We start from the raw sequence: 24,311 nt of genomic DNA, 5'->3' as shown, positions 1-24,311 counted from the left end.
TACCGTGACATATACCGACCGTCAGGGCTGCCAATACAAATGCCGGGTTTGTTTCATGGCGACGGCCCGACTCCTGCTGTACGATCGCCATTCGTGGCAGCGGGGCTTTCCGGTGGCGTCGAACGGGTCGGGGGTTCTCGCGCGGGCAGTCAGGAGAGCATCGTGAAGATCGCACACGCCGCCGCCGCGCTGGCTCTCGTCGCGGGCCTGGCGGCCTGCGGCGGCGGCACGGCACCCACCCCCACCAGCGGCTCGGCGAGTTCCGGCGGGCTGGAGAAGACACAGCTCCTCGTCGGCGTGGTGCCGGTGCCGTCGGCGGCGCCGCTGTTCATCGCCGAGAGACGCGGTTTCTTCAAGGCCGAGGGCCTGACGGTCAAGACCGAGATCATCCAGGCCCCTCAGGCGGTCATGCCGAAAATACTCAACGGCAGCATGGACGCGTTCCTGACCTCCTACGTCTCGCTGCTGTCCATCAACGATTCCGGCGCGGCCAGGCTCAAACTGTTCCAGCACAGCCAGGATTCGGCCCCCGGAACCGCAGGCGTCGTCGTGCCCAAGGGGTCGCCGGTCAGATCCGCCGCCGACCTCAAGGGCAGGACGGTCGCGGTCAACGTGCTCAAGGCGCTGGGCCAGACGGTCACCAACGCCCACCTCCAGCAGGCCGGGCTCGCCCCCGACGCCGTCAAGTACGTGGCGATGCCGTTCAACGAGCAGCTCGGCGCGCTGGCCTCGGGCAAGGTCGACGCCGCCTGGCTGGTCGAGCCGTTCCTGACCGCCGCCAAGAAGGCGGGCGGCACCGAGGTGATCGACACCATGTCGGGCCCGACCGCGGGCATCCCGATCGACGGCTGGGGCGTGTCGGAGTCCTGGCTGGCCGCCAACCCCCGCACCGCCGCCGCCTTCCACCGCGCCCTGGCCAAGGCCCAGGGCGTCGCCGCCGCCGACCGCAGGGCGATCGACGAGGTCATCCCGACGTACACGCAGATCGACGCGGCGAGCGCGGCGGCCATGAAGCTCGGCGTCTTCTCGATGGAGCCGCCCCGGGAGGGCTTCCAGAAGCTGGCCGACCTGCTCGTCGGCTACGGCTACCTGAAGAGCAGGCCCGACGTCGGCACGCAGATCGCGACCGGCCTGGAATGATCACGCGCGGCGGGCGGCTGGTCCTCGGGACGGCGGGGGTCGCCGGGGCGCTGGTCCTGACCGAGGCCGCGGGCCGGGCGGGGCTCATCGACCCCGGGGTGCTGCCGTACGCCTCCGACGTCCTGGCCGCCGCGGCCGGGCTGGCCGCCGACGGCGCCTTCCACGCGCAGGTGCTGGCCACGCTCGGCGCGTGCGCGGCGGGCCTGCTGATCGCCATCGCGGTGGCGGTGCCGGCCGGGCTGCTGCTCGGCACGGTGCCGGTGGTGGAGCGCTCGGCGCGGCCGCTGGTGGAGTTCCTGCGGCCGATCCCGTCGGTGTCGCTGATCCCGCTGGCCATGTTCCTGTTCCCCGACAGCGCCGACGCCAAGACCTCGCTGATCGTCTACACCTGCTGCTGGCCGCTGCTCGTCAACACCATGTACGGCCTGTCCGACGTCGACCCGCAGGCCAAGGAGACGCTGCGCAGCTTCGGCTTCGGCCCGCTGGCGGTCGTGCTGCGGGTCTCGCTGCCCAGCGCCGCGCCGTTCGTCGCCACCGGCGTGCGCATCTCCGTCGGGGTCACCCTCATCGTCGCCGTGAGCGTGGAGCTCATCGCGGGCGGCGACGGCATCGGCACGTTCCTGCTCCAGGCCGGCAGCGCCAACCACGTCGACCGGGTGCTGGCCGGCACGCTGTGGGCGGGCCTGCTCGGGCTGGCGGCCAACCTGCTGGTCACCACGGCCGAGCGGCGGCTGTTCCGCTGGCACCACGCCCGCGCGCAGGTCGCGGCGTGACCCGGCCGGGGCCGGGCGGGGCCGTGGCGGCCGTCCGGCGGTGGGCGCGCCGCCACTGGCTGCTGCCCGTGGTGGCGGTGTCGTGGGAGCTGGCCGCCCGGCAGGCGGCGGCCGTCTACTTCCCGCCGCCCAGCACGATCCTGGCGCGGCTGCGCGAGATGTGGTTCTCCGGCTCGCCTGGCCGGCTGTTCCTCACCGACGAGGCGGTCGCCGACCTGCTGCCCAGCCTCGGGCGGCTGGTGGCGGGGTGGGCGCTGGCCGCGCTGGCGGGGGTGGCGCTGGGCCTGGCCCTGGGCCGCCTGGAGTGGCTGGCGGCGCTGGCCGAGCCGCTGCTGCACCTCGGCCGTTCGGTGCCGCCCGCGGCGCTGCTGCCGGTGTTCCTGCTGCTGTTCAAGATCGGCACCCCGATGCAGCTCGCCTCGATCGTGTACGGGGTCGTGTGGCCCGTACTGATCAACTCGATGGACGGCGGCCGCCACGTCGACCCCGGCTACCTCGACACCGGCCGGGTCTTCCGCCTGTCGGCGGCCACCCGCCTGTTCCACGTCGTCCTGCCCGCGGCCGCGCCGAAGATCCTGGCCGGGCTGCGGCTCAGCGTGTCGCTGGCGCTGATCATGATGGTGATCTCCGAGCTGTACGGCAGCAGCGAGGGCATCGGCCACCGGCTGCTGGAGGCGCAGAGCCAGTTCGACATCCCGGCCATGTGGGCCGGCATCGTGCTGCTCGGCGTGCTCGGCGTGGCGCTCAACTCGACCTTCCTGGCGGCCGAGCGGGGGCTGCTGCGCCGCTACGCCCGCGCCTGACGCTCAGCCCCGGCCGTGCAGGCGGTCGATGACCTCGCGCTGCCGGGCGACGTGGAAGCCGCGGTCCGGGGCGGCGTCCAGGTCGGCGGGCCGTTCGACGTCGTGGGCGGCGTACTCCAGGGCCCACAGCCCGGTCTTGACCCGGCTGGGCAGGTTCGCCATGCCGGGCCTGCGGCGGGCGCGGCGCAGCGCGGCCAGGTCCAGCTCGGCGGCGGCGACCAGCGTCTCCCCCGGCCCGGCCTGGGCCAGCGCGCGGCCCTCGAAATCGATCATCTCCGAGCCGCCGTTGACCGAGTCGCCCGGGATCGCGATGCCGGACAGCCCGGCGGTGTTGGCCGAGACGACGAAGGCCAGGTTCTCCACCGCGCGGGCGCGGCGGGCGACGGCCTTGGGGGTCAGGGCGGGCGAGTACGCCTCGGAGGTCGGGTTGCAGAACACCTCCGCGCCGCGCAGCGCCAGCGCCCTGGCCAGCTCGGGCACCAGGATCTCTTCGGAGGCGAGCGCGGCCAGGTTGCCGATCTCGGTGCGCGCGACCGGCAGCACGCCGTCGAGGCCGTACCGGTCGAGGTAACGCTCCCACACGTCGTACGGCGTGGGCGTGAACAGCGAGTGCAGCCGCCGGTAGCGCAGCACCGCCTCCCCCGCCGGGGAGAGGATCACGCACGCCTGGAAGTACAGGCCGGGGAAGTGCTCGTCGCGCTCGTAGGCGTTGACGCACAGGAACACGTCGTTGTCGGCGGCGATCGCGGCCAGCGCCCGGTACTCGGGCCCCTCTACGTCGAGGGCGGCCTTCTCGCGCCACTCGGCCGGGCCCTGCCCGGCAGGGAAGCCGGTCAGGACGTACTCCGGCAGCACCACCAGCCGCAGGGCGGGGCCGAGCCACGCCTTGCTGCCGCCGACGCGCTCGGCCACGCGCCCGACGGCGGCGGCCAGGTCGGCGCGGTCGGTGACGGCCCTGGCCGCGATCTGGAGCGCCAGGGCGGTGCAGGCGGTCATGTCAGGCGGTCCTGCGCTCGTCGATCAGCGTGCGCCGGACGCACTCGCCGTTCCTGATCCACTGCCAGGTGCGGCTGCGGGAGTCGCCGTCCGGGCTCAGCACGATCAGCTCGAACAGCCGCAGGTCGTCGCCCTCGGCCTTGAAGCGCCAGGTCAGGTAGATGGTGCTGTCGTCGAGCTCCCAGAACCGGCCGGTCAGCCGGTCGGTGTCGAACGCGCACCGGCCGCCGCCCAGGTACGTGCCGGGGAACTCGTGCACCTCGGTGCGGCCGTCGTCCCAGCGGTAGCGGTTGGTCTGGTGGTAGGCCGTGTCGTCGACGATCGCGCAGGTCATCTCGACGTGGTGGCGGTCGATCACGGCGCCGTCCTTGTCGACGTGCACGTACTGGCCGGCCCACTCGCCCTCGTGGCGGGCCAGCAGCGGCATCTCGGCACGCAGTCCCATGCTCTATCCCTCCCTGGGGTGCCACCACGGGTCGGCGGCCCCGGACCGGTTGATCAGGTACGCCCTGCGGCGCAGGAACCGGCCGATCGAGGCGGCGCCCATGCGCGAGCCGCCGAGCCCCGACAGGCCGAAGGAGTTCTTCTCGCCCTCGTGGACGAGCGCCGTCAGCGCGGCGTCGTTGACGCTGACCGCGCCGGCGTTCAGCCGGGCCGCGACGGCCAGCGCCTCCTTCTCGGTGGCGGCGAACACGGCGGCCGACAGCCCGTACGCGCTGTCGTTGGCCAGCTCCACCGCCTCCTCCGCCCCGGACACCGCCATGACCGGCAGCACCGGCCCGAACGTCTCCTCCGTCATGACCAGCATGTCGTGCCGCACCCGCGACAGCACGGTGGGACGGCACCACAGCCCGCCGCCGTGCCGCTCGATCGCGCCGCCCGTGTGGGTCAGCGCGCCCTTGGCGGCGGCGTCGGCCAGGTGGGCCGCGATCACGCCGGCCTGCGCGGGGTCGATGATCGGCCCGATGGGGCCGCCCTCGCAGGTCAGCCGGGTCCGCGCGGCCCGGCCGGCGAGCAGGCCGAGGAAGGCGTCGTACGCGCCGCGCTCGACGTAGACGCGTTCGACGGACTGGCAGGACTGCCCGGCGTTGGCCGTGCCGCCCCACAGGACGGCCTCGGCCGCCCGTTCCAGGTCGGCGCCCGCCAGCACGATCGCCGGATCCTTGCCGCCCAGCTCCAGGTGGGCGGGGACGAACGCGCGCGCCGCGGCCTCGGCCACCCGGCGGCCGGTCGGCACGCTGCCGGTGAACACGACGGTGTCCACCAGGCCGACGAGCTGTTCGCCGGTCTCGGCGGCCCCTTCGACCAGCCGCAGCGGCAGCTCGGCGGGCACCAGCCGCATCAGCGGCTCGATGAAGCGCGGCGTCACCTCGCTCGGCTTGACCAGCACCGCGCAGCCGGCCGCCAGCGCGGGCACCGCGTCGATCAGGGCGAGCAGCAGCGGGAAGTTCCAGGGGCTGATCACCCCGGCCAGCTCGTACGGCACCGCGTCGCCGCCCACCGCGATCCCCGGCAGCGCGGCCGGCCGTTCGGGCGGGGGCGCGAGCAGGGCGGGGGCCTGGCGCGCCCAGCGTTCGGCGAGCCCGGCCGTGAGCTGCCGTTCCAGCCTGGACTCGGCCTCCCGGCCCGTGTCGGCCACCAGCGCGGCCAGCAGCTCGTCGTCGGCCGCCACCGCCCGGCCGAACGCGGCCAGCACCTCGCCGCGGTCGGCGGCCCGGTCGGCGGGCCGCCAGGCGGGGGCCATCGCGCGCAGCCCGGCCGCGATCTCCGCCAGCCGGCCGGGGCCGACGGGCGCGAGCGGCCGCTCGGCCCGCCCGGTGAGCGGGTCCCTGACGACGTGCGCGGTCGAAGGCGTCACGACGCCCATTCTGAACACGTTGACCATCGTGGTGTCCAGCCGTACGCTACCCCGAATGATCTTCGATGCCGGGGAGCTGCTGCGGGTGCGCGCGGCGCTGCGCGCGGCCGGCTGCCAGATGTGGATCGCCGGCGGCTGGGGCGTCGACGCCCTCGTCGGCCGGGTCACCCGCGACCACCACGACCTCGATCTGCTGCACCGGGCCGAACAGGAGCCGGGGGTGATCCGGGTGCTGGAGGCGCTCGGCTACACCGAGCGGGACGGCGCGGCGCCCGGCCGTCCGGCCCGTTTCGTCATGGCCGACGACCTCGGCCGCGAGCTCGACCTGCATCCGCTCCGCTTCGCCGCGGACGGCTCGGCCGTGCAGGACCTCGACGACCGGGGCGGCGCGCTTCGCTACCCGGCGGCCGCCTTCACCTCGGGCACGGTCGCCGGGCGGCGCGTGCCGTGCCTGTCGGCGGCCCAGCAGCTCGCCTTCCACCAGGGCTACGAGCCGAGGGAGCGCGATCTGCACGACCTGGCCCTCCTGCGGGACCTGCCCGGGGCCACCGGCGGCTGAACCGACCAACCGGGTCGACCAACCGGGCCGGTCAGCCGGGCCGGTCAGCCGGGGGGTCAGCCCTGGAGGAGTGCCGCGATCGTGGCCAGCAGCGCGATCGGCCCCATGACGGCCACCGTCACCACGGTCGCGCTGCGGCCGGGCAGGAGGCGGGCCAGCACGCGCGCGGCCCTGCGCCGCGCGGGCCCCGCGCCGGGCAGCACGAACAGCCCCAGCGTGAACGCGCCGGCGGCCAGCGCCTCGGCGTGGCTGGTGCTCGATCCGGCCGCCTCCAGCAGCCCGGCCACGCCCAGGCCGCAGGCCAGCGACAGCAGCAGGTTGCCCATGGCCACCAGCGCGGCGCGGGTCGGCGTCGGCCGTTCCTCGGACAGGAAGTGGTCGGCGGCGCGCAGCGCCAGCGAGAGCGCCACCGCCAGCAGGCCGCCGACGACCGGCGTGACGACGGTCGTGGCCGACAGCGTCACCAGCGCCAGCACGCCGACGAACGCGCTGCTGGTCACGAACCGCCGCAGGTCGAACGGCTCGGCGGGGGCGGCGGGCGCCGGGGCGGGCCGCGGGCGCTCCCACTGCCGGTCCGCGTGGACGGTCGGCGCGGGCGGCGCCGGCTGCTCGTGGTGGCCGCGCGGCGCGTACTCGACCGGCGGCAGCAGGGCGGAGACGGCGTCCATGGTGAGCGTGCTGGCGCCGGGCGGTTCGGGCGCGAGCGGGCGGCCGCCGGGGTCGAGCGCCCCGGCCTGCCGCAGCAGCTCCCGGGCGACGGGCCGGGCCGCCGGGTCGACGCGCAGCGCGCCGGCCAGCCAGCCGCGCAGCCACGCGGGCGCCTCGTCGAGCCGCGCCCGTCCCTCCATGGTGTTGAAGCAGACGGCCTCGAACGACCCGGTGCCGAACGGCGGCAGCCCCGTGGCGGCGAAGAACACCGTCGAGGCCAGCGCGTGCACGTCGGCCGCCGGGGTGACCTGCGAGGCCCGGATGATCTCCGGCGCGAGGTAGCCGGGCGTGCCGACGAACATGCCCGACTGCGTCAGCCGGGCCGCGTCGACCAGGTGGGCGATGCCGAAGTCGATGACCAGCGGCTCGCCGCCGACCAGCATGACGTTGGCCGGTTTGAGGTCGCGGTGGATCACGCCGGCCGCGTGGATGTCGACCAGCGCCTGGCACAGTCCCCGCGCGAGCCTGACGACCGCGTGGGGCTCCAGCGGGCCGTCGGTCAGGACGGCCTGCTCCAGCGTGCGCCCGTCGGCGAAGCGCGTCACGACGTAGGGCCGGTGGGCGTCGAACTCGGCGTCGACGACCTCGGCGACGTGGCGGCTGCGCACCCGGCGCATGGTCTCCACCTCGCGCACCAGGCGGTCGCGCGCCTTGAGGTCGGCGGCGACATGCGGATGCAGCACCTTGATCGCGACCTGGCGGCCCGCGCCGTCGAGACCGAGGTGGGCGACCCCCATGCCGCCCTCGCCGATCTTCCTGATCACCCGGTAAGGGCCGAGATGCTCCTGCGTCTGAGCACTCATCCTCGACGTCATCCTCCGTGTTCCCCCGTTGTTCCCCCGCTGGCCAAACACCGGCGCGCGGCGAGGAACATTCTCCCGCAGCGCACCCCCCGAGATGCACAGTAAGCGAAGATCGACCGAAGTGCGGCGATATGGACGGCGGTATGGAATCAGAGCCAGCCGCGGGCGGCCGCCTCCGCGCCCGCCTGGAAGCGGCTGGTCACGCCGAGGCTCTCCACCACGGCGGCGATCTTGCGGGTGGCCGTCCTGGGGCTGACGCCGAGGTGGCGGCCGATGGCCTCGTCCTTGAGCCCGGCATTGAGCAGGCGCAGCACGAGCAGGTCCGCCTCCGCCGGGCGTTCCTGCGCCGCCTGCGGCAGCCCGGTCAGCGGCCGGCCGCGCTCCCAGTAGACGTCGAACAGCTCGACCAGGGCGTCCAGCAGCCGCGACGGGTGCAGCAGGGCGATGTTGTCGTAGACGCCGTCCACCAGGGGGAACAGGCCGATCCTGCGGTCGGCGATGCGCAGCTTGAACGGCAGGTGCGCGACGAACCTGGACCGCTCGCCCTCCTCGGCCAGCCGGATCAGCGTCTCCAGGCGGCCGGGCCGGTCCAGGGACTCGGCGCAGTAGACCACCCGGATGTCCACGCCGCGCGCCAGCAGTTGCCGGGTGCCCTCCAGCTCCGACTCGTTGGTGTCGTGCGAGTCGTCGGGGCGGCCCACGTACGGGGGGCGGTCGAAGCCGAGCAGTTCCACGCCGACCGTCCGCTGCAACTCGGTGATCACCCGCTTGACGGCCTCCTCGCCGGCCAGCACCTCCACCACCCCGGCGGGCCCGGAGCCCATCCGGCCGGAGTGGTAGAGCTGGGCGAAGTCCGACACGACCGTCCGGACCGCCGCGAGCCGCGCCTCGGTCTCCAGGCGCCGGCGGTCCACCAGCCACTCGATCGCCGCCTCCGGCGGCACGGCCTCGTAGCGGCCGGGGCCGGTGCGGCGCAGCAGCCCGGCGTCGGCCAGGCGGGCCAGCCCGGCGCGCACGCGGGCGGGGCCGGTCTCCAGCGCGGCCGCGGCCTGGGCCGTGCGCAGGCCGGGCCCGCGCAGCAGCAGCCGGTAGAGCCGCTCGTCGAAGTCCGACAGGCCCACCGCGGCGAGCACAGAGCCGTCCGCCACAAAGCACCTTCCGAAAATGTCGTTTTTGGTCACATGGCCGAAAATGTCAGCACTATATCTCGACACCGATCTCCACTGGACGCTTGACTCCAGGACGGCCCTCCGGTGATCCTCCCCGGACGGGTGACCAGGCTCGTCCCCCCTTGAGGAGCAATGTCCCGCAACACCCGCGTTCATCGCGTACTGGCATCGGCCGCCGCGCTGGCGGTCACCGCCGCCGTCCCGGCCGTGGCCGGGCCCGCAGCGGCCTCCACAGCGGCTTCCACAGTGGCCTCCACAGCAGCCGCCGCCCCCTCCCCCTACATCGTCACGCTGGCCGAGTCGCCCCTGGCCACCTACGACGGCGGCGTCACCGGCATCGCGCCCACCAAGGGCGGCAAGGGCAGGAAGGTGGACACCACCAGCCCCCACGCCAGGCGCTACCGCGACCGCCTGACCACCCGGCAGGACGAGGTGGCCCGCAGCGTCGGCGCGTCGGCCACCGGCCACCACGTGGTGGCCTCCAACAGCTTCACCGCCGACCTCACCCCCGCCCAGGCCCTGCGGCTGCACGCCACCCGCGGCGTGCTCTCGGTCACCCCGGACGTCGTGCACAAGGCCCTGGACGACCGGAACTCCGCCGACTTCCTGCGCCTGTCCGGCGACCGCGGCCTGTGGGCCGCCCTCGGCGGCACGGGCAAGGCGGGCAAGGGCGTCGTCGTCGGCGTCGTCGACACCGGCATCTGGCCGGAGAACCCGTCCTTCGCCGGCCCCGCCCTCGGCACGGAGCCGCCCGCCGGCGCCGACCCGTACCGCCCCTACCTCAAGGACGGGGCCACCGTCATGCGGAAGGCCGACGGCTCCACGTTCACCGGCCTCTGCCAGACCGGCGAGCGCTACACCGCCGACCTGTGCAACGGCAAGCTGATCAGCGCCCGCTACTTCGGCGAGCAGTGGCTGCGGCAGACCCCGCCGGAGCAGCGCGGCGACTTCGTCTCGCCGCGCGACGCCCAGGGCCACGGCTCGCACACCGCCGGGACCGCGGCGGGCAACCACGGCGTCCCGGCCGCCGCGAACGGCATCGACTTCGGCGCGATCTCCGGGGTCGCGCCGGGCGCGGCGATCGCCGTCTACAAGGCGCTGTGGCAGGGCAAGGACGGCGGCACGACGGGCGGCTTCAGCTCCGACCTCATCGCGGCCATCGACCAGGCGGTGGCCGACGGCGTGGACGTGATCAACTACTCGATCGGCAGCACGATGTCGGAGTCGTCCGCCGACGACCCGATCCAGCTCGCGTTCCTGGCCGCCGCCCAGGCCGGCGTCTTCGTCGCGACCGCCGGCGGCAACTCCGGTCCCGGCGCCTCCACGCTGGACAACACCGCGCCCTGGACGACGACCGTCGCCGCCGGCACGATCGCGCCCCGCCGGGGCGAGGTCCGGCTCGGCGACGGCGCCGCCTACCGGGGCATCAGCACCTCGGTCGTCGCGCCGCTCGGCCCCCGGCCGCTGGTCACCGCCGTGTCGGTGAAGGCCGGCCAGGCGGCCGACGCCGACGCCGAGGTGTGCGCGGCCGGCTCGCTCGACCCGGCCAAGGCGGCCGGGAAGATCGTCTACTGCGCGCGCGGGACGACACCCCGCGTGGAGAAGTCGGCCGAGGTCCGGCGGGCCGGCGGCGTGGGCATGGTGCTGGGCAACCCGACCCCGCAGTCCACCGACGCCGACCTGCACGCCGTGCCGACCGTGCACGTGGACGCGCCCGACGCCGGGCGGATCGCGGCGTACGCGGCCACGCCGGGCGCGACGGCCACCCTGCTCCCGGCCCCCGCAGACGGCGTGGCCTACCCTGAGGTGACCAGCTTCTCCTCGCGCGGCCCCGCCCTGTCCGCCAAGGGCGACCTGCTCAAGCCGGACATCACCGCCCCCGGCGCGGCGATCCTGGCCGCCGTGGCGCCGCCCGGCAACGACGGCAAGGACTTCGACTTCTACTCCGGCACCTCGATGGCCACCCCGCACATCGCCGGCCTGGCCGCCCTCTACCTCGGCCGCCACCCCCAGATGTCGCCGATGGCGATCAAGTCGGCCATGATGACCACCGCCTACGACACCAGGACCCCGGACGTCTTCGCGCAGGGCGCCGGGCACGTGGACCCGTCCCGCATGTTCACCCCCGGCCTGGTCTACGACGCCGGGCCCGAGGACTGGTACGGGTTCCTGGAGGGTCTCGGCGTGGCCACCGGCACCGGCGTCGCGCCGCTGGCCGCCTCCGACCTGAACTACCCGACGATCGCGGTGAGCGAGCTGTTCGGCTCGCGCTCGATCACCCGCCGGGTGACGGCGCTCACGCCGGGCGTCTACCACGCCGCGATCGAGGTGCCCGGGGTCAGGGCGAAGGTCAAGCCGTCCACGCTGGTGTTCAAGGAGGCCGGTCAGGCCAAGGAGTTCACCGTCACGCTGGAGACGCTGCCCGAGGCCACCGGCGAGACCGCCACCGGCCGGCTCACCTGGACCGGGGCGGGCATCGGCGTGCGCAGCGCGATCGTGGTCACGCCGCTGAGCGCCAGGGCGCCCGCCGAGGTGCGCGGCGCGGGCGCGACAGGGTCGCTCTCCTTCGAGGTGACGCCGGCGCTGAAGAAGTTCCAGGTCACCCCGTACGGGCCGGTCTCGGGGGCCGAGACGCCCGGCACGGTCGGCCAGGACGAGGTGTGGGGCCGTGAGATCCCGGTCACGGTGCCCGAGGGCGCCAGGGTCGCCGCGTTCCGCATCAAGGCGGTGAACCCGCAGGCCCAGGTGGGCGGCCTGCTCGTCCGCGAGGACGCCGGCGGGCGCGAGTTCGAGGCGTGGCTGTCCAGCCCGGACGGCGACCACCGCGCCGTGCTGTCCCGCCCGCGGCCCGGCAGGTACACCCTGATCGTGCTCAGCCTGGGTGACCTGCCGGGGACGACGTCCACGGCGTTCACCACCCAGACCGACATCGTCGAGGCGGGCCACGCGCGTGGCGCGCTCACCGTGACGCCGGCCCGGCCGAAGGTGACCGCCGGCACGCCGTTCCCGCTGACCGTGTCCTGGACGGGCGCGACGCAGCGGGTCAACACGGGCTACGTCGAGTACCCCAACGGCGCCGGGACGATCGTCACGATCAACTAGCCGCCCGCTGCTCCGCCCGCTGCTCCGGCCGCCATGGGAGGACCCGTCCGAACCGGACGAGTTGCCCGTAGTGGCCGGGGTCCACCGGGCCGAGCGCCAGGTCGAGCAGGGGGACGGCGGCCTGCTCCGGCGAGGGCGCGCCGCTGACGTCCCACCACAGGCCCGACGTCGGCGTGTTGATCATCCCCGGGCAGACGGCGGCCAGCAGGATGCCGCGGCGGGCGTCCTCATCCCGCCGCCGTCCGGCCAGCGCCCGCACCGCGGCGACCTGCCAGACCTTGGACGGGATGTTGACGAACCCCGGCCAGGACTGGGCGCGGGCGCTGCCGTCCTTGACCGCGTCGCGCCAGGCCGCCACCTGAGCGTCCACCTCCTCCAGGCTGGTCAGCCCGTCGAACCGGTCGTGCAGGACGGGGGCCAGGTGGTGCAGCGTGCCCAGCGAGCTGCCGACCACCAGGAACCGGCCGCCGTCCCGGAGCAGCGGGGCGAAGGCGCGCAGGAGCCGGGTGGTGCCGAAGTTGTTGACCTCGGTGTAGGCGTCGATGAGGGCGCGCATGTCGTCGTCCGGTCCGACGCGCATGACGGCGTTGCCGGCGACGACGTCCACGCCGCCGTGCCGCTCGCGCAGCAGGGCGGCGAGCTCGGCGGCGGCCCGCGGGTCGGCCACGTCGAGCAGCTCGCCGCGGACGCGGGCGCCGGTCGCCGGCATCGCCGCCGCGGCCGCGGCCACGCGGGCGGCGTCGCGCCCGGTGAGGTAGACGGTGTCCTCCGGCGTCATCCGGCGGGCCAGCCCTTCGACGAGGGCCAGCCCGAGCCCCTGCGTCGCGCCGGTCACCAGGGCGACCTTCGGGGTGGTGCTCATTGTCGCTCCTTAGGGAAGTGCTTGTGCGGGCCGGTGCGCGCTCCCGGCACCGGTCACGTTAGGAGCGGACGGAGGCATTCGGGTAGCGAAAGTTCCTCAAGTCCGGTATGCGTGATCGTCATGGCCTTCACCGACGCGTCGCTCACCGCCCTGCGGGTCTTCCGGGAGGTCGCCGAGCGCGGCACGCTCACCGCGGCGGCCACCGCCCTCGGCTACACGCAGTCCGCCGTGTCCCGGCAGGTCGCCGCGCTCGAACGCGCGGCCGGGGCCCGCCTGCTGGAGCGGCGGCACGACGGCGTGCGGCTGACCGCCGCCGGACGGCTCGTGCTGCGCCGCGCCGCGGCCGTCGTGGACGAGGTCGACGCCGCGGCCAGGGAGCTGGCCGGGCTGCCCGGCGAGCCGGCGACCGTCCGGTTCGGCTGGTTCGCCAGCGCGGGGGCGGCGCTGGTGCCCCGCGCGCTGGCCGAGCTGCGCCGCACGCGTCCGTCCATCGCGGTCACCGGGCGGGAGGACGGCAGCTCGGCCCTGGTCCGCGCGTTGCGGGCCGGCACGCTGGACGTGGCCCTGCTCAGCTCGGCCCCGCCGTTCCGCGCCCCGGACGCCGAGACGCCGCCGCTGGAGATCGAGATCCTGACCGAGCGCGGCCTGCGCGTGGCCGTCCCCGCCGGGCACCCGCTGGCCAGGGGCGAGTACGTGGACGTCGCCGACCTGCACGGCCGCGCCTGGATCGCCGGCCCGGCCGCCCCGGCGGGCGAGACCCCCACCCTGGGCGTGTGGCCGGGCCTGGACGAGCGGCCGCAGACGGTGCTCGTCGTCCGCGACTGGCTGGCCAAGCTCGCCCTCGTGGCGGCCGGTTGCGGGCTGACCACGGTGCCGGCGTCGATGGGCCCGGCCGTGCCGGAGGGCGTACGGGTGCTGCCGGTGCGGGGCGGCCCGCGCGAGCAGCGGCGGCTGCTGCTGGCCCGCCTGCCCGGCCCCGTCCCCGGGCCGGTCGCGGACCTGGCGGGCGCGCTGCGCGCCGCCGCCGTCGGCTCCTGAGACGGCCACCGGTTATGGTGTGGCCTGTGATCCGTGCCGTGGTGGTTGATGTCGACGACACCCTGTGCCTCACCGAGGCCGCGTGCTTCGAGCTGGAGAACGAGGTCCTGGGGCGGCTCGGCCACGGGCCCATGTCCAGGGCGGCGCACGTGGCGACCTGGGGCCGGCCGCTGCACGAGGCCATGCCGCTGCGCTCGCCCGGCCTCGACCTGGCCGCCTACCTGCCCCTGCACCACGCCGTGCTGCGCGAGTACGTGGCGGCCGGGCTGGTCGACGTCGTCCCGGGGGAGAACCTGCGCGCGATCGACGAGCTCAACGCGGCCGGGCGCGAGGTCATGCTGCTGACCTCGCGCGACGAGGCCGAGATGGAGCACCTGATGGCGCCGGGCCACGCGCTCGACGGCCGGATCGCGGCCGTCTACCACGCCGGCAACACGCGCTTCGGCAAGCCCGACCCGCGCGCCTTCGACGAGCTGCTGGCCGCCACCGGACTGGCCCCCGACGAGTGCCTCTACGTGGGCGACTCCCCCACCGACGCCGCCGCGGCCACCGGCGCGGGCCTGCGGTTCGTCGCCTGCATGCAGAGCGGGCTGCGCAGGCCCGCCGACTTCGACCCGCACCCGGTCGACGCCTTCATCGACGCCTTCCCCGCCCTGACCGGCGCCGTCGCCCTGCTGGAGGAGGCCGCCCGCGGCCCGCTGACGACTGCCCTCGACTGACGCGTCCCGTCGTCTGGACACGGGGGCCGGGGTGGCGTGGAGCCGAGGGCATGAGCGCCTCGGAACTGCCGGACGACGAGCTGCGCGCCGCCGTCGCCGCTGAGGGGCCGGGTCAGCCGCGCCGCCGGATCCTCAGCACGTTGTCGACGCGGACGGCCGGCGTGCCGTCGGGGGCGGTCTGGGCGCGTTCGAACTCCTCGGCGCGCAGCACCTCCCACTCCCCCTCGGCCAGTTCCAGCGCGTCGAGCACCTGCCGCGGGGTGGGCAGCTCGACGCCGGCGTCGGGCTGCCACGGCGGGGGGCCGGCGTGCCCGAGCACCAGGAGCTGGCCGCCGGGCGCGACGGCCGCGGCCGCGGCGCGCAGCACCTTCTCGCGCGACAGCTCGGCCGGCGAGTGCAGGTAGCTGGCGGTGACCAGGTCGTACTCGCCCTCGGGGAAGGACTCGGCCAGGTCGTGGCGCTGCCAGTCGACGCGCTCGGCCACGCCCGCGTCCGCGGCGTGGGCGGCGGCGCGGGCCAGGGCCACGCCGGAGATGTCGGCGGCGGTGACCCGCCAGCCGCGGCGGGCCAGCCACACGGCGTCGGCGCCCTCGCCGCAGCCCAGTTCCAGCGCGGTGCCGGGCGCCAGGTCCGCGACCTCCTCGACCAGGCGCGCGTTGGGGTTGCCGCTCCAGATCCGTTCGGACTGCCCGTAGCGGTCGTCCCAGAACTGCTCGCCGGAGACCGGCGCGGCGGCGTGCACCGCGCGGCGGGTCTCCTCCTCGATCAGGTCGGCGTTGATCGCCGCCGCCGCCCTGACCCCCGCGGCGGCGGCGCCGATGACGTTCTCGCCCAGGTTGGCCACGTTCCCGGCCACCCACACGCCGGGGACGCCGGTCGCGCCGGCCGGGTCGGCGGGCACGTGGACGCCCATGACGTGCCCGTTCATGAGCTGCTCGGCCGTCTCGACGCCGAGCCCGGCCAGCAGGGCGGAGCGGGCGGTGAAGCGCGGGGCGACCACGAAGGCCCGGCACGGGACGACGTCGCCGTTCTCCAGGGTGACGCCGGTGAGCGGGCCGGAGTCCGGCGACAGGCCGGCGACCCGCCCTTCGACGACGGTGACGCCGCGCGCGGCCAGCCTGGCCCGGTCCTGCGCGCCGAGCGGCGGGGCGGTGTGCGTGAAGAGCGTCACGTCGTCGCTCCACTGCCGCCACAGCAGCGCCTGGTGGGCGGCGATCGACCCGGCGGCCAGCACGCCGATCGGCTGGTCGCGCACCTCCCACCCGTGGCAGTACGGGCAGTGCAGCACCTCCCGGCCCCACCGCTCGGCCACGCCGGGCAGGTCGGGCAGCTCGTCCACCAGGCCCGTGGTGACCAGCAGCCGGTCCGCCACGACCGCGGACCCGTCGGCCAGCCGCACGCGGAAACCGCCGGCGTCCAGGCGTTCGGCCGCCACGGCGGAGCCGGTGACGAGCTCGCCGCCGTACCCGGTCACCTCCTCGCGGCCGGCGGCCAGCAGGTCGAGCGGCGGGGTGCCCTCCCGGCCCAGGTAGGTGTGCACGCCGTCGGCCGGGGCGTTGCGCGGCCGGCCCTCGTCGATGACCAGCACCCTGCGGCGGGCCCGGCTCAGGGTCAGGGCGCCGCTGAGCCCGGCGGCCCCGCCGCCGACGACCACCACGTCGTACTTGTCGTCCATCTTGTCGTCCATCTTGTCGTCCACGCGTTCCTCCAGAGATGTGCCGATGGCACACTGTGCGTCCCGGGCGACGAGGTTGACAAATGTCGTTGCCGAAATGGCAAGCTGGGCGCATGGACGGGACACCGGATCTCGACGAGGTCCTGCGGGCGGTGGGGCCGCGGCTGCGGGCGTTGCGGCAGCGGCGGGGCGTGACGCTGGCCCAGCTCGCCGAGGCCACGGGCATCTCGGTCAGCACGCTGTCGCGGCTGGAGTCGGGCGGCCGCCGGCCCACGCTGGAGCTGCTGCTGTCGCTGGCGCGCGCCCACCAGGTGCCGCTGGACGAGCTGATCGACGTGCCGCCGACCGGCGATCCGCGGGTGCACCTGCGGCCGGTGTCGCGCTACGGCATGACCTACATCCCGCTGAGCCGGCGTCCGGGCGGGATCCAGGCGTACAAGCAGATCTACCCGCCGGGCTGGCCCCACGGCGAGTACGAGCAGCGGGCCCACGAGGGCTACGAGTGGCTCTACGTGCTGTCCGGGCGGCTGCGCCTGCTGCTCGGCGAGCACGACGTGGTGCTGACCGCGGGCGAGGTGGCCGAGTTCGACACCCGCGTGCCGCACGCGTTCGCCAATCCCGGCCCCGACCCCACGGAGGTGCTCGCCCTGTTCGGGCGGCAGGGCGAGCGCATGCACGTGCGCGCCCGCCCCACCGCCGCCGGATGAGCGACCGGCCGGGACGCGGCGGTCAGGAGGTGCCGAAGCCGTCCAGCTTCTCGCGCTCCTCGGAGGTGGCGAGCTCCTGGAAGACGGTGATGTGCAGGCCGCCGGGCGCGTCGAGGCGGGCGTTGAGCGACTGCCAGGGGGTGAGCGTGGGCGGAGCCACCTCGTCCGCGCCGGCCGACACCAGGCGGGCGGTGGTCTCGCGGGAGTCGTCCACCTCGAAGGCGACCCGGAGCTTGGGCGCCACCTGCCGGCCCACCTCGACGTCGTCGATCATCTTCTTCTGGGCCGGGTTCGCGATCTCCAGGGTGGCCCGTCCCGCGTCGAGGATGGCCACGCGGGCGCCGTCGCCGGAGGAGTAGGCGGCCTCCTCGGGCAGGCCGAGCACGTCGCGGTAGAAGGTCAGCGCCGCCTCGTAGTCCTCCGCCTCGACGACCAGCCGGAGCTGTCGGACGGCCGGGGCGTCGGGGTGGTCGTTCATGGGTTCTCCTCATCGGATGCGGACGATCACCCCCGCCAACCCGCGCCGCGGCCGGTAAATTCCCTTTCCGGGCCCCGTTCAGGCCGCGGTCAGGGCCTTGACCAGGTCGTCGAGGACGACGCCGGCGGCCAGCGGGGCGCCACGGGTGCTCCAGACCGAGCCGTTCACCGGCACGACGTGCCCGGCCTTGACCGCTTTCAGCTCCTTGAACGCGGGCGTCCGCCGCACCTCGTCGAGCGTCTTCTGGCCGTCGGCGGTCAGCGTGGAGACGAACAGCCATTCGCCGTCGATGTCCGACAGCGCCTCCAGGCTGAGCGGCATGGAGTGGGCGGTGCCGTCCTTGTCCTGGGCGGCGGGACGGGTCAGGCCGAGGTCGGTGGCGACGAAGCCGGCGAACTGCCGCTTCTCCATCCAGCTCGGGCCCTGCGGGTTCCAGCGCACGATGCTCACCTCGGCCGGCTTGATCCGGGCCTTGGCCGCGGCGACGCGGGCGTCGTAGTCGGCCATCACCTTCCTGGCCGCGTCCAGCTTGTTGAGCGCGTTGCCGACGCCCATGAACGACAGTTTCCAGTCGTCGGAGGGCGCCATCGTGACCACGGTGGCCGGGGTGACCTTGCGGAGCTGGTCCAGCAGCTGCTGGTCCTGGAGGTCGCCGGCGAGGATGAGGTCGGGCCTGGCCTCGACGACCTTGTCGATGACCGGCTGCAGCAGGTTGCCCACGACCGGGACGCCCTTCACCCGGTCGGCCAGGTAGGCGGGCGGCGTGCCGATGCCCTGGCCGTTGGTGATGCCCACCGGGGTCACGCCGAGGGCCAGGACGGCGTCCAGGTCCTCCTGGGTGAGGGTGACCACGCGCCTGGGCTCGGCCGGGACCTTGATCAGGGTGCCGGTGGCGTCCTTGACCTCCCGGACGGCCGGCGCGGCGGCGGACGCGCCCGGCGCGGCGGGTGCGGAGGACGCGCCGCACGCCACGGCGGTCAGGACGGCGGCGGCGGCGACGAGCAGTCCGCCGACCCTGCGGAGAGGGGCCATACGAGCTCCCGAGCTAAGAAATTAGGAAAGCCTTACCTTTTTTAGGTTAGCCTTACCTTATGTTTACGCAAGTCCGCGCCTTCGGACTCGGCGCCGCCGCGCTGCTGGCCCTGTGCGCGGCGTCCATGCTCACCGGCGCGGGCCGGGTCGCCCCCGGGCAGGTCCTCGGCTACCTGCTCGGCGGCGGCGGGGACGGCCACCTGCGCATGGTGGTGGACACCCTGCGGCTGCCCCGGACGCTGGCCGCCCTCGTCGTCGGCGCCGCGCTCGGGGTCTCGGGCATGCTGCTGCAGTCGGTCACCCGCAACCCGCTGGCCGAGACCGGGCTGCTCGGCGTGAACGCGGGCGCCGCCCTCGGCGTCGTGACCGGGATCGTCACCGCCGGGGCGCAGACCGGCGGCGCGTACCTGGGATGGGCGCTCGGCGGCGCGCTGCTGGCCACCGGGACCGTGCTCGCGGTCGGGGCCCGGCTCTCGCCCCTGAAGCTGGTGCTGGCCGGCGCCGCCCTGTCGGCCACGCTCACCGGGATCACCACGGCCGTGCTGGTGGCCGACCCGGTGACGTTCGACCAGTACCGGTACTGGATCCTCGGCTCGCTGGCCGGGATCCCCATGGACCGGGTGCTGGCGATCGCGCCGGCGGTCGCGGCGGGGCTGGTCATGGCGGCGGTCGCGGCCCGGCCGCTGGCGGCGCTGGCGCTCGGTGACGACCTGGCCGTCGCGCTCGGCCACCGGCCCGGGCGCACGCGGCTGTGGGTGACGGCGGCGGTGACGCTGCTCAGCGCCGCGGCGGTCGCGGTCGCCGGTCCGATCGGCTTCCTCGGCCTGCTGGCCGGATACCTGTCCAGGTCCCTGGGCGGGGGGCGGGTGGGGGCGCGGATCGTGCTGTCCGGGCTGGCCGGGGCGGTGGTGCTGCTGGGGGCCGACGTGCTGGCCCGGGTGGTCGCGCGGCCGTACGAGGCGCCCGTGGCGCTGCTGGTCGCCGTGCTGGGGGCGCCGGTGCTGGTCGTGGTGGCCCGGTCGCGGGCGGTGGCCGCCGGGCCCGGTGACCTGCTCCCGTCCGGGGCGCCGCGGCGGCGGCCCGTCCGCGGGGGCGCGCGGGCGGGCGGGCCGTCGCCTTCCGGCGCGCGGGTCGTGCGGGGGCGGGGCTGGTCGGTGCTGGTGCCCGTACGGTCGTCCGTGGCGGCGGCGGCGCTGCTGGCGGTCACCGCGGCGGCCGTGGTGGCGGCGGTGGCGGCCGGGCAGTCGGACATGACGGCCGGGCAGGCGCTGAGTGCGCTGGCGGGCTCGGGCGAGGGCGGGCACGTGCTGCTCGTCCAGGAGATCAGGCTGCCGCGGGTGGTGGCGGGGCTGGTGGCGGGGGCGGCGCTCGGGCTGTCCGGCTGCCTGACGCAGGCGCTGGCGCGCAACCGGCTGGCCACCCCCGACCTGCTCGGCATCAACCAGGGCGCGGTCATCGCCATCATGGTCGCCGGGACGGCGTCCGCCTCGGGCACGCTGTTCGCCCACTGGTGGATCGGCCCCGCGGGCGCGCTGGCCGCCGCCGTGGCGGTGTTCGCCGTCTCGGGCGGCGTCGGCCGGCAGGGCTACCGGTTCATCGTGACGGGGCTGGCGCTGACCACGCTGGCCGGCGCGCTCACCCAGTCGCTGCTGGCCTGGCAGGGGCTCGGCTCGGCCACGGCCGTGCACTCCTGGAGCGTGGGCAGCCTGGCCGGGCGCGGCTACTCCGTCGCCCTGCCGGTGGCCGCCGGGCTGGCGGTGCTGGTCCCGGCCGCGCTCGCGCTGGCCCGCCGGGTGGCCGTGCTGCGCTTCGACGAGGACGTCAGCGCCGGGCTCGGCGTCGATCCGGGCCGCACCAGGATCGCCCTGCTGGCGCTCGCCGTCGTCCTGGCCGGGCTGGCGGCCGGTGTGGCCGGGCCGGTCTCGTTCGTGGCCCTGGCCGCGCCCGTCGTCGCCGCCCGGCTGGCAGGACCGGCCCGGCTGCCGCTGGTCGGCGCGCCGCTCACCGGCGCGGCGCTGGTCGTGATCGCCGACACGGCCGGGCGCGTGGCCGCCGACGGCGCCGAGATCCCCGTGGGCGTCGTGACCAGCATCCTGGGCGGCCCCTTCCTGCTGTGGACCCTGCTGTCGGACCGGAGGCCGTGACATGACACCCGCAACCACCCCGATCGTCGAGCCCGGCGGCACGCCCGGCCGGTGCAAGGTGACGTTCCTCTGGCGGCCCAGGTCGCGCGGCGAGCAGGCGGTCGTGCTGATCAACACGATGACCGACCGCGACCGGCACGCGGGCGACATCAGCCGGCATGTCATGACCCGCCGTCCGGGCAGCGACCTGCTCCACCTCACCTACGAACTGGACGCCGACCTGCGCGCCGGCTACCAGATCCTGCCTTGCGACCGGCTGCCGGGCACCGACCGGGACTCCTGGCTCCAGGTCCTGCGCGCGGCCGTGCCGGATCCGGGCAACCCGCTCACCGTGCCAGGACCGCCGGACCGGCGTCCGTCCTCGCTGCTGGAGCTGCCGCAGGCGCCGCCGCAGCCGTACCGGGAGCGCCGGCCGGGCGTGCCGCGCGGCCGGGTCGGTCAGGCTCGGTCGGGCGGGCGGCGGGTGTGGGTCTACACGCCGCCCGGCCCGGCCGCCGGTCCCCTTCCCGTCGTGGTGCTGCTGGACGGCGAGGTGTGGGCCGGGCGCGTCGCGCCCACCCTGGACAACCTGGTGAACGAGGGCCGCCTGCCGCCGCTCGTCGTGCTGATGCCCGACTCGGTGGACCGGCCGTCCCGGCTGCGGGAGCTGGCCTGCCACGAGCCGTTCGTCCGCTACCTGGCCGACGACCTGCTGCCGTGGGCGGAGCGCACGTGGCGGGCGACGAGCGATCCGGGGCTGACCGTGATCGCGGGGCAGAGCCTCGGCGGGCTGACCGCCTCCTACGCCGCGCTGCTCGCGCCCGGACGGTTCGGCAACGTCCTGTCGCAGTCGGGGTCGTACTGGTGGCCGGACGAGGATCCGGAACGGCTGACCCGCCGGTACGCCGCCGTCCCGAGGCTGCCGGTGCGCTTCCACGTCGAGGCCGGCCGGCTGGAGTGGATGCTGCTGGAGGAGAACCGCCGCTTCGCCGGCGCCCTCGCCGCCCAGGGGTACGAGGTGAGCTACACCGAGTACAACGGCGGCCACGACCCGGCCTGCTGGCTCGGCGGCCTGGCCGACGGCCTCACCGACCTCGCGGCGGGCTGGCTGTGAACGTCAGGGACGCCGTCCGCCGCCGCGCCGAGGCCCGCGCCCCCGAGCTGGTCGCGCTCAGCCACCGGATCCACGCCCACCCCGAGACCGCGTTCGAGGAGCACCGGGCGGCCGCCTGGACCGCGGGCCTGCTCGAAGCGGGCGGCTTCGCGGTGACGGCGGGCGCGGGCGGCCTGCCGACGGCCTTCTCCGCCGTCCGCGGCAGCGGCCCGCTGACCGTGGCCTTCTGCGCCGAGTACGACGCGCTGCCCGGCCTCGGCCACGCCTGCGGCCACAACGTCATCGCCGCCGCCTCGACCGGCGCGGGCCTGGCGCTGGCCCCGTTCGCAGACGAGCTGGGGCTGACCGTGAAGGTCGTCGGCACCCCGGCCGAGGAACGCGGCGGCGGCAAGGCGCTGCTGCTGGAGGCCGGGGTGTTCGACGGCGTGGACGCCGCGATGATGGTGCATCCCGGGCCGTTCGAGACCGTCCGGTTCCGCTCGTTCGCGCTCGGCACCCTGGACGCCGAGTACACCGGACGGGCCGCGCACGCGACCCTCGCCCCGCACGAGGGCCGCAACGCGGCAGACGCGATGACGCTGGCCCAGGTGGCGATCGGCCTGATGCGCCAGCAGCTCCCGCGCGACCTGCGCGTGCACGGCGTGGTCACCTCGGCGGGCGAGGCGCCCAACGTCATCCCGGCCAGGTCCACGGCCTCCTACGAGATCAGGGCCGCCGCCGCGGCCGGCCTGGCGGGGCTGCGGGCGCGGGTGGAGTCCTGCTTCCGCGGCGCGGCGACGGCGACCGGCTGCGAGCTGCGGCTGACCCGGCCGGAGCCCGACTACCTGGACTTCCGCGACGACGCCGCGCTGGCCGGTCTGTACGCGGCCAACGCCGCCGCGCTGGGCCGTCCGGCGGCGGTGGAGCGTGAGCCGTTCGCGGTGACGGACATGGGGAACGTGTCGCACGTCGTGCCGGCCGTCCATCCGATGCTGGACATCGGGGCGGGCGGGGCCGCGCCGCACGAGCCGGGGTTCGCGGCCGCCGCGGCGGCCCCGGCGGCCGACCGCGCGCTGGTCGAGGCGGCCGTCCTGCTCGCGCTGACGGCCGCCGACCTGGCCCTCAGCCGGTAGTCCCGGGCCCACCAGGCTCTCAGCCGGTGGTCCCGGCCTCTCGGGCGACGGTGGCGGCGGGCCGCAGCAGGGCGGCGGCGCCGTAGGCCGCCAGCAGGAACGCCGCGGCGGCCAGCAGCGCGGCGGGGTACCCGGCCAGGGCCGCCGCGGCGGCGCACACGCCGACGCCGAGCCCGCCGCCGAGCATGCGCAGCGACTGGAACAGGGTCATGGCCCGGCCCATCACCCGCGGCCCGACCGTCGTGAACGCCGACACCTGCACCGCCGTCACGGCCTGCCCGAGCACCAGGCCGACGGCGAACATGACGGCCCGCAGCGTCCACGGCCCCGGCTCGGCCAGCGCGAGGAACGCGAACAGCGCCGCGCCGCCGAGCAGCCCGGCCGCCACCACGCGCCGCTCGCCCCAGCGGGCGCAGGCGCGGTCCACCAGGAACCCGGCGGCCATGAGCCCCAGCGCCTCGGGGAAGACCACGAGACCGGCGTCGGTGGCCGTGGCCGCCAGCGCGTCCTGGTACATCACGGGGAAGGCGAACAGCATGCCGAGCAGGCCGGCGGCCGACAGCGCGGCGGTGGCCGCGCCGCGCAGGAAACCGCGGTCGGCCAGCAGCCCGAGGTCCAGCAGCGGCGGCTCGGCGCGGCGCGCCTGCCTGACCAGCGCCCACACCAGGGCGGCCCCGGTGGGCAGCGCCGCCCAGGCGAGCGGCGACATGCCGGCCGCGGCCTGGTTCAGCCCGTACATCAGCAGGCCGGACCCTCCGCCGGCGAGCAACAGGCCGCGCACGTCCAGCCGCCCGCCGCCCGCGCCCCCACCCATGCCGGGGGCGGGGGCGGGGGCGGGCCGCGGGGGGGGGGGGGCCCCCCCCCGGCGGCCGGGCCCCCCCGCCCGCGGGGGGGCGGGCGCCCCCCCCCCCCCCCCCCCCCGCGGCGCCCCCCCCGCCCCCCCCCCCCCCGCGGGCGAGCAACCGGCCGGGCACGTCCCGCCGCCCGCCGCCCGCGCCCCCCCCCTGGCGGGGGGGGGGGGGGGGGGGGGGCCGCGGCGCGGCGGCCCCGGCGAGCAGGGCCGCCGCGCCGAGCGGCAGGTTGACCAGGAACGCCCAGCGCCACGAGAGCGTGTCGGCCAGCAGGCCGCCGAGCACCGGGCCGAGCGCGGGCGCGAGCGCGGTCGGCACCACGATGTGCCGGGACAGCCGCATGCGCTCCTCGGGGGCGTAGGCGGCGAACAGCATGGCCATCCCGGCGGGCGTCAGCACGCCGCCCGCCGCGCCCTGGAGCACCCGGAAGCACACCAGCGACCCCAGGTCCCACGACAGCGCGCACAGCCCGGAGGCTGCCGTGAACGCGGCGAGCGCGGCCAGGAAGACGCGCGACGCGCCGTACCGGTCGCACAGCCGGCCGGCGACCGGCATGGCGATCGCGAGGCTGGCCAGGAACGCCGACTCCACGGCGTTCGCCGCGGCGGGCGGCACGCCGAGGTCGGCCGCGAGGGCGAACAGCGCCGGGTTGACGATCGTCGCGTCCAGGCCGCTCACGCACATCGCCG

General features: G+C 75.8%; 21 protein-coding genes and 1 pseudogene. 11 read left to right on the top strand and 11 right to left on the bottom strand.

Going from position 1 to position 24,311, the window contains the following annotated elements:
- The first annotated feature begins 162 nt into the window (after positions 1 to 162).
- Genes ACIBQ8_RS34875 through ACIBQ8_RS34865 form a run of 3 tightly spaced genes read left to right on the top strand, consistent with a single transcriptional unit; the run spans position 163 to position 2,716 of the window.
- Positions 163 to 1,140: an ABC transporter substrate-binding protein gene (locus ACIBQ8_RS34875; protein WP_397179002.1), complete on the top strand. Its 978-nt coding sequence runs from the start codon at positions 163 to 165 to the stop codon at positions 1,138 to 1,140.
- A complete protein-coding gene (locus tag ACIBQ8_RS34870; protein WP_358297708.1) occupies positions 1,137 to 1,913 on the top strand; it encodes an ABC transporter permease in 777 nt (258 codons plus the stop codon). Before ACIBQ8_RS34875 ends, ACIBQ8_RS34870 begins: the two co-directional genes overlap by 4 nt.
- On the top strand, positions 1,910 to 2,716 hold the full coding sequence (locus ACIBQ8_RS34865) for an ABC transporter permease (protein ID WP_397194097.1): 807 nt from the start codon (positions 1,910 to 1,912) through the stop codon (positions 2,714 to 2,716). The genes ACIBQ8_RS34870 and ACIBQ8_RS34865 overlap by 4 nt, the downstream gene beginning before the upstream one ends.
- Before the next feature lie 3 nt (positions 2,717 to 2,719).
- Here the strand turns inward: ACIBQ8_RS34865 and ACIBQ8_RS34860 are convergent, their stop codons facing one another.
- The 3 genes from ACIBQ8_RS34860 to ACIBQ8_RS34850 are packed head-to-tail and all read right to left on the bottom strand — an operon-like array spanning position 2,720 to position 5,570.
- Positions 2,720 to 3,712, bottom strand: a complete 993-nt coding sequence (locus ACIBQ8_RS34860; protein ID WP_397194096.1) for a nitrilase-related carbon-nitrogen hydrolase — start codon at positions 3,710 to 3,712, stop codon at positions 2,720 to 2,722.
- A gap of 1 nt (position 3,713) precedes the next feature.
- A complete protein-coding gene (locus tag ACIBQ8_RS34855) occupies positions 3,714 to 4,157 on the bottom strand; it encodes a hypothetical protein (protein WP_397178999.1) in 444 nt (147 codons plus the stop codon).
- A gap of 3 nt (positions 4,158 to 4,160) precedes the next feature.
- Positions 4,161 to 5,570 (bottom strand): aldehyde dehydrogenase family protein, encoded by a 1,410-nt coding sequence (locus ACIBQ8_RS34850; protein ID WP_397194095.1) that lies wholly within the window; start codon positions 5,568 to 5,570, stop codon positions 4,161 to 4,163.
- 55 nt (positions 5,571 to 5,625) lie between these two features.
- Here ACIBQ8_RS34850 and ACIBQ8_RS34845 point away from each other — a divergent pair, with 55 nt between their 5' ends.
- Positions 5,626 to 6,129, top strand: a complete 504-nt coding sequence (locus tag ACIBQ8_RS34845) for a nucleotidyltransferase domain-containing protein (RefSeq protein ID WP_397194094.1) — start codon at positions 5,626 to 5,628, stop codon at positions 6,127 to 6,129.
- Between the two features lie 56 nt (positions 6,130 to 6,185).
- Here ACIBQ8_RS34845 and ACIBQ8_RS34840 read toward each other — a convergent pair whose 3' ends face one another.
- Together ACIBQ8_RS34840 and ACIBQ8_RS34835 are read right to left on the bottom strand one after the other, a co-directional pair.
- Positions 6,186 to 7,640 (bottom strand): serine/threonine-protein kinase, encoded by a 1,455-nt coding sequence (locus tag ACIBQ8_RS34840; RefSeq protein ID WP_397178996.1) that lies wholly within the window; start codon positions 7,638 to 7,640, stop codon positions 6,186 to 6,188.
- Between the two features lie 149 nt (positions 7,641 to 7,789).
- Positions 7,790 to 8,788 (bottom strand): hypothetical protein, encoded by a 999-nt coding sequence (locus tag ACIBQ8_RS34835; protein ID WP_397178995.1) that lies wholly within the window; start codon positions 8,786 to 8,788, stop codon positions 7,790 to 7,792.
- A 153-nt stretch (positions 8,789 to 8,941) separates the two neighbouring features.
- On the opposite strand from ACIBQ8_RS34835, the gene ACIBQ8_RS34830 reads away from it, so the two are divergent.
- Positions 8,942 to 11,911: a S8 family serine peptidase gene (locus tag ACIBQ8_RS34830; RefSeq protein WP_397194093.1), complete on the top strand. Its 2,970-nt coding sequence runs from the start codon at positions 8,942 to 8,944 to the stop codon at positions 11,909 to 11,911.
- Here the strand turns inward: ACIBQ8_RS34830 and ACIBQ8_RS34825 are convergent.
- Positions 11,904 to 12,773, bottom strand: a complete 870-nt coding sequence (locus tag ACIBQ8_RS34825; protein WP_397194092.1) for an SDR family NAD(P)-dependent oxidoreductase — start codon at positions 12,771 to 12,773, stop codon at positions 11,904 to 11,906. The two genes, ACIBQ8_RS34830 and ACIBQ8_RS34825, sit on opposite strands and share 8 nt — an antisense overlap.
- Before the next feature lie 120 nt (positions 12,774 to 12,893).
- Here ACIBQ8_RS34825 and ACIBQ8_RS34820 point away from each other — a divergent pair, with 120 nt between their 5' ends.
- Positions 12,894 to 13,811 carry a LysR family transcriptional regulator gene (locus ACIBQ8_RS34820; RefSeq protein ID WP_397194091.1) on the top strand — a complete coding sequence of 306 codons (918 nt, stop codon included), beginning with the start codon at positions 12,894 to 12,896 and terminating at the stop codon, positions 13,809 to 13,811.
- Positions 13,812 to 13,849: 38 nt separating this feature from the next.
- A complete protein-coding gene (locus tag ACIBQ8_RS34815; protein WP_397178991.1) occupies positions 13,850 to 14,530 on the top strand; it encodes an HAD family hydrolase in 681 nt (226 codons plus the stop codon).
- Positions 14,531 to 14,642: 112 nt separating this feature from the next.
- Here ACIBQ8_RS34815 and ACIBQ8_RS34810 read toward each other — a convergent pair whose 3' ends face one another.
- A complete protein-coding gene (locus tag ACIBQ8_RS34810; RefSeq protein ID WP_397194090.1) occupies positions 14,643 to 16,229 on the bottom strand; it encodes an FAD-dependent oxidoreductase in 1,587 nt (528 codons plus the stop codon).
- An 89-nt stretch (positions 16,230 to 16,318) separates the two neighbouring features.
- Between ACIBQ8_RS34810 and ACIBQ8_RS34805 the strand changes: the two genes are divergently transcribed.
- Positions 16,319 to 16,912 carry a helix-turn-helix domain-containing protein gene (locus ACIBQ8_RS34805; RefSeq protein ID WP_397194089.1) on the top strand — a complete coding sequence of 198 codons (594 nt, stop codon included), beginning with the start codon at positions 16,319 to 16,321 and terminating at the stop codon, positions 16,910 to 16,912.
- Positions 16,913 to 16,934: 22 nt separating this feature from the next.
- On the opposite strand, the gene ACIBQ8_RS34800 is transcribed toward ACIBQ8_RS34805, so the two are convergent.
- Complete coding sequence (locus tag ACIBQ8_RS34800) at positions 16,935 to 17,390, bottom strand: VOC family protein (protein WP_397178988.1); 456 nt, start codon at positions 17,388 to 17,390, stop codon at positions 16,935 to 16,937.
- Between the two features lie 78 nt (positions 17,391 to 17,468).
- Positions 17,469 to 18,422 (bottom strand): ABC transporter substrate-binding protein, encoded by a 954-nt coding sequence (locus ACIBQ8_RS34795; RefSeq protein ID WP_397178987.1) that lies wholly within the window; start codon positions 18,420 to 18,422, stop codon positions 17,469 to 17,471.
- Positions 18,423 to 18,481: 59 nt separating this feature from the next.
- Between ACIBQ8_RS34795 and ACIBQ8_RS34790 the strand changes: the two genes are divergently transcribed.
- Genes ACIBQ8_RS34790 through ACIBQ8_RS34780 form a run of 3 tightly spaced genes read left to right on the top strand, consistent with a single transcriptional unit; the run spans position 18,482 to position 22,771 of the window.
- Positions 18,482 to 20,566 carry an iron chelate uptake ABC transporter family permease subunit gene (locus ACIBQ8_RS34790; RefSeq protein ID WP_397194088.1) on the top strand — a complete coding sequence of 695 codons (2,085 nt, stop codon included), beginning with the start codon at positions 18,482 to 18,484 and terminating at the stop codon, positions 20,564 to 20,566.
- 1 nt (position 20,567) lies between these two features.
- Positions 20,568 to 21,659, top strand: coding sequence for an enterochelin esterase (gene fes / locus ACIBQ8_RS34785; protein WP_397194087.1), 1,092 nt, complete (start codon positions 20,568 to 20,570; stop codon positions 21,657 to 21,659).
- A complete protein-coding gene (locus tag ACIBQ8_RS34780; RefSeq protein WP_397194086.1) occupies positions 21,656 to 22,771 on the top strand; it encodes an amidohydrolase in 1,116 nt (371 codons plus the stop codon). Before fes ends, ACIBQ8_RS34780 begins: the two co-directional genes overlap by 4 nt.
- 19 nt (positions 22,772 to 22,790) lie before the next feature.
- Here ACIBQ8_RS34780 and ACIBQ8_RS34775 read toward each other — a convergent pair whose 3' ends face one another.
- Complete coding sequence (locus ACIBQ8_RS34775) at positions 22,791 to 23,585, bottom strand: MFS transporter (protein WP_397194085.1); 795 nt, start codon at positions 23,583 to 23,585, stop codon at positions 22,791 to 22,793.
- 232 nt (positions 23,586 to 23,817) lie between these two features.
- Positions 23,818 to 24,306 (bottom strand): annotated as a pseudogene (locus ACIBQ8_RS34770) (MFS transporter); the annotation flags it as partial.
- Between the last annotated feature and the right edge of the window lie 5 nt (positions 24,307 to 24,311).

The sequence above is a fragment of the Nonomuraea sp. NPDC049646 genome, from assembly GCF_044465525.1.
In the GTDB taxonomy this organism is placed as follows: domain Bacteria; phylum Actinomycetota; class Actinomycetes; order Streptosporangiales; family Streptosporangiaceae; genus Nonomuraea.
This window is presented reverse-complemented; position numbering and strand designations above follow the sequence as displayed.

Coding starts and splice junctions, on each gene's coding strand:
- ACIBQ8_RS34860 (WP_397194096.1), bottom strand. CDS start 3,712: ATGACCGCCTGCACCGCCCTGGCGCTCCAGATCGCGGCCAGGGCCGTC.
- ACIBQ8_RS34820 (WP_397194091.1), top strand. CDS start 12,894: ATGGCCTTCACCGACGCGTCGCTCACCGCCCTGCGGGTCTTCCGGGAG.
- ACIBQ8_RS34825 (WP_397194092.1), bottom strand. CDS start 12,773: ATGAGCACCACCCCGAAGGTCGCCCTGGTGACCGGCGCGACGCAGGGG.
- ACIBQ8_RS34855 (WP_397178999.1), bottom strand. CDS start 4,157: ATGGGACTGCGTGCCGAGATGCCGCTGCTGGCCCGCCACGAGGGCGAG.
- ACIBQ8_RS34845 (WP_397194094.1), top strand. CDS start 5,626: ATGATCTTCGATGCCGGGGAGCTGCTGCGGGTGCGCGCGGCGCTGCGC.
- fes (WP_397194087.1), top strand. CDS start 20,568: ATGACACCCGCAACCACCCCGATCGTCGAGCCCGGCGGCACGCCCGGC.
- ACIBQ8_RS34870 (WP_358297708.1), top strand. CDS start 1,137: ATGATCACGCGCGGCGGGCGGCTGGTCCTCGGGACGGCGGGGGTCGCC.
- ACIBQ8_RS34795 (WP_397178987.1), bottom strand. CDS start 18,422: ATGGCCCCTCTCCGCAGGGTCGGCGGACTGCTCGTCGCCGCCGCCGCC.
- ACIBQ8_RS34830 (WP_397194093.1), top strand. CDS start 8,942: ATGTCCCGCAACACCCGCGTTCATCGCGTACTGGCATCGGCCGCCGCG.
- ACIBQ8_RS34800 (WP_397178988.1), bottom strand. CDS start 17,390: ATGAACGACCACCCCGACGCCCCGGCCGTCCGACAGCTCCGGCTGGTC.
- ACIBQ8_RS34775 (WP_397194085.1), bottom strand. CDS start 23,585: ATGGGTGGGGGCGCGGGCGGCGGGCGGCTGGACGTGCGCGGCCTGTTG.
- ACIBQ8_RS34790 (WP_397194088.1), top strand. CDS start 18,482: ATGTTTACGCAAGTCCGCGCCTTCGGACTCGGCGCCGCCGCGCTGCTG.
- ACIBQ8_RS34840 (WP_397178996.1), bottom strand. CDS start 7,640: ATGAGTGCTCAGACGCAGGAGCATCTCGGCCCTTACCGGGTGATCAGG.
- ACIBQ8_RS34805 (WP_397194089.1), top strand. CDS start 16,319: ATGGACGGGACACCGGATCTCGACGAGGTCCTGCGGGCGGTGGGGCCG.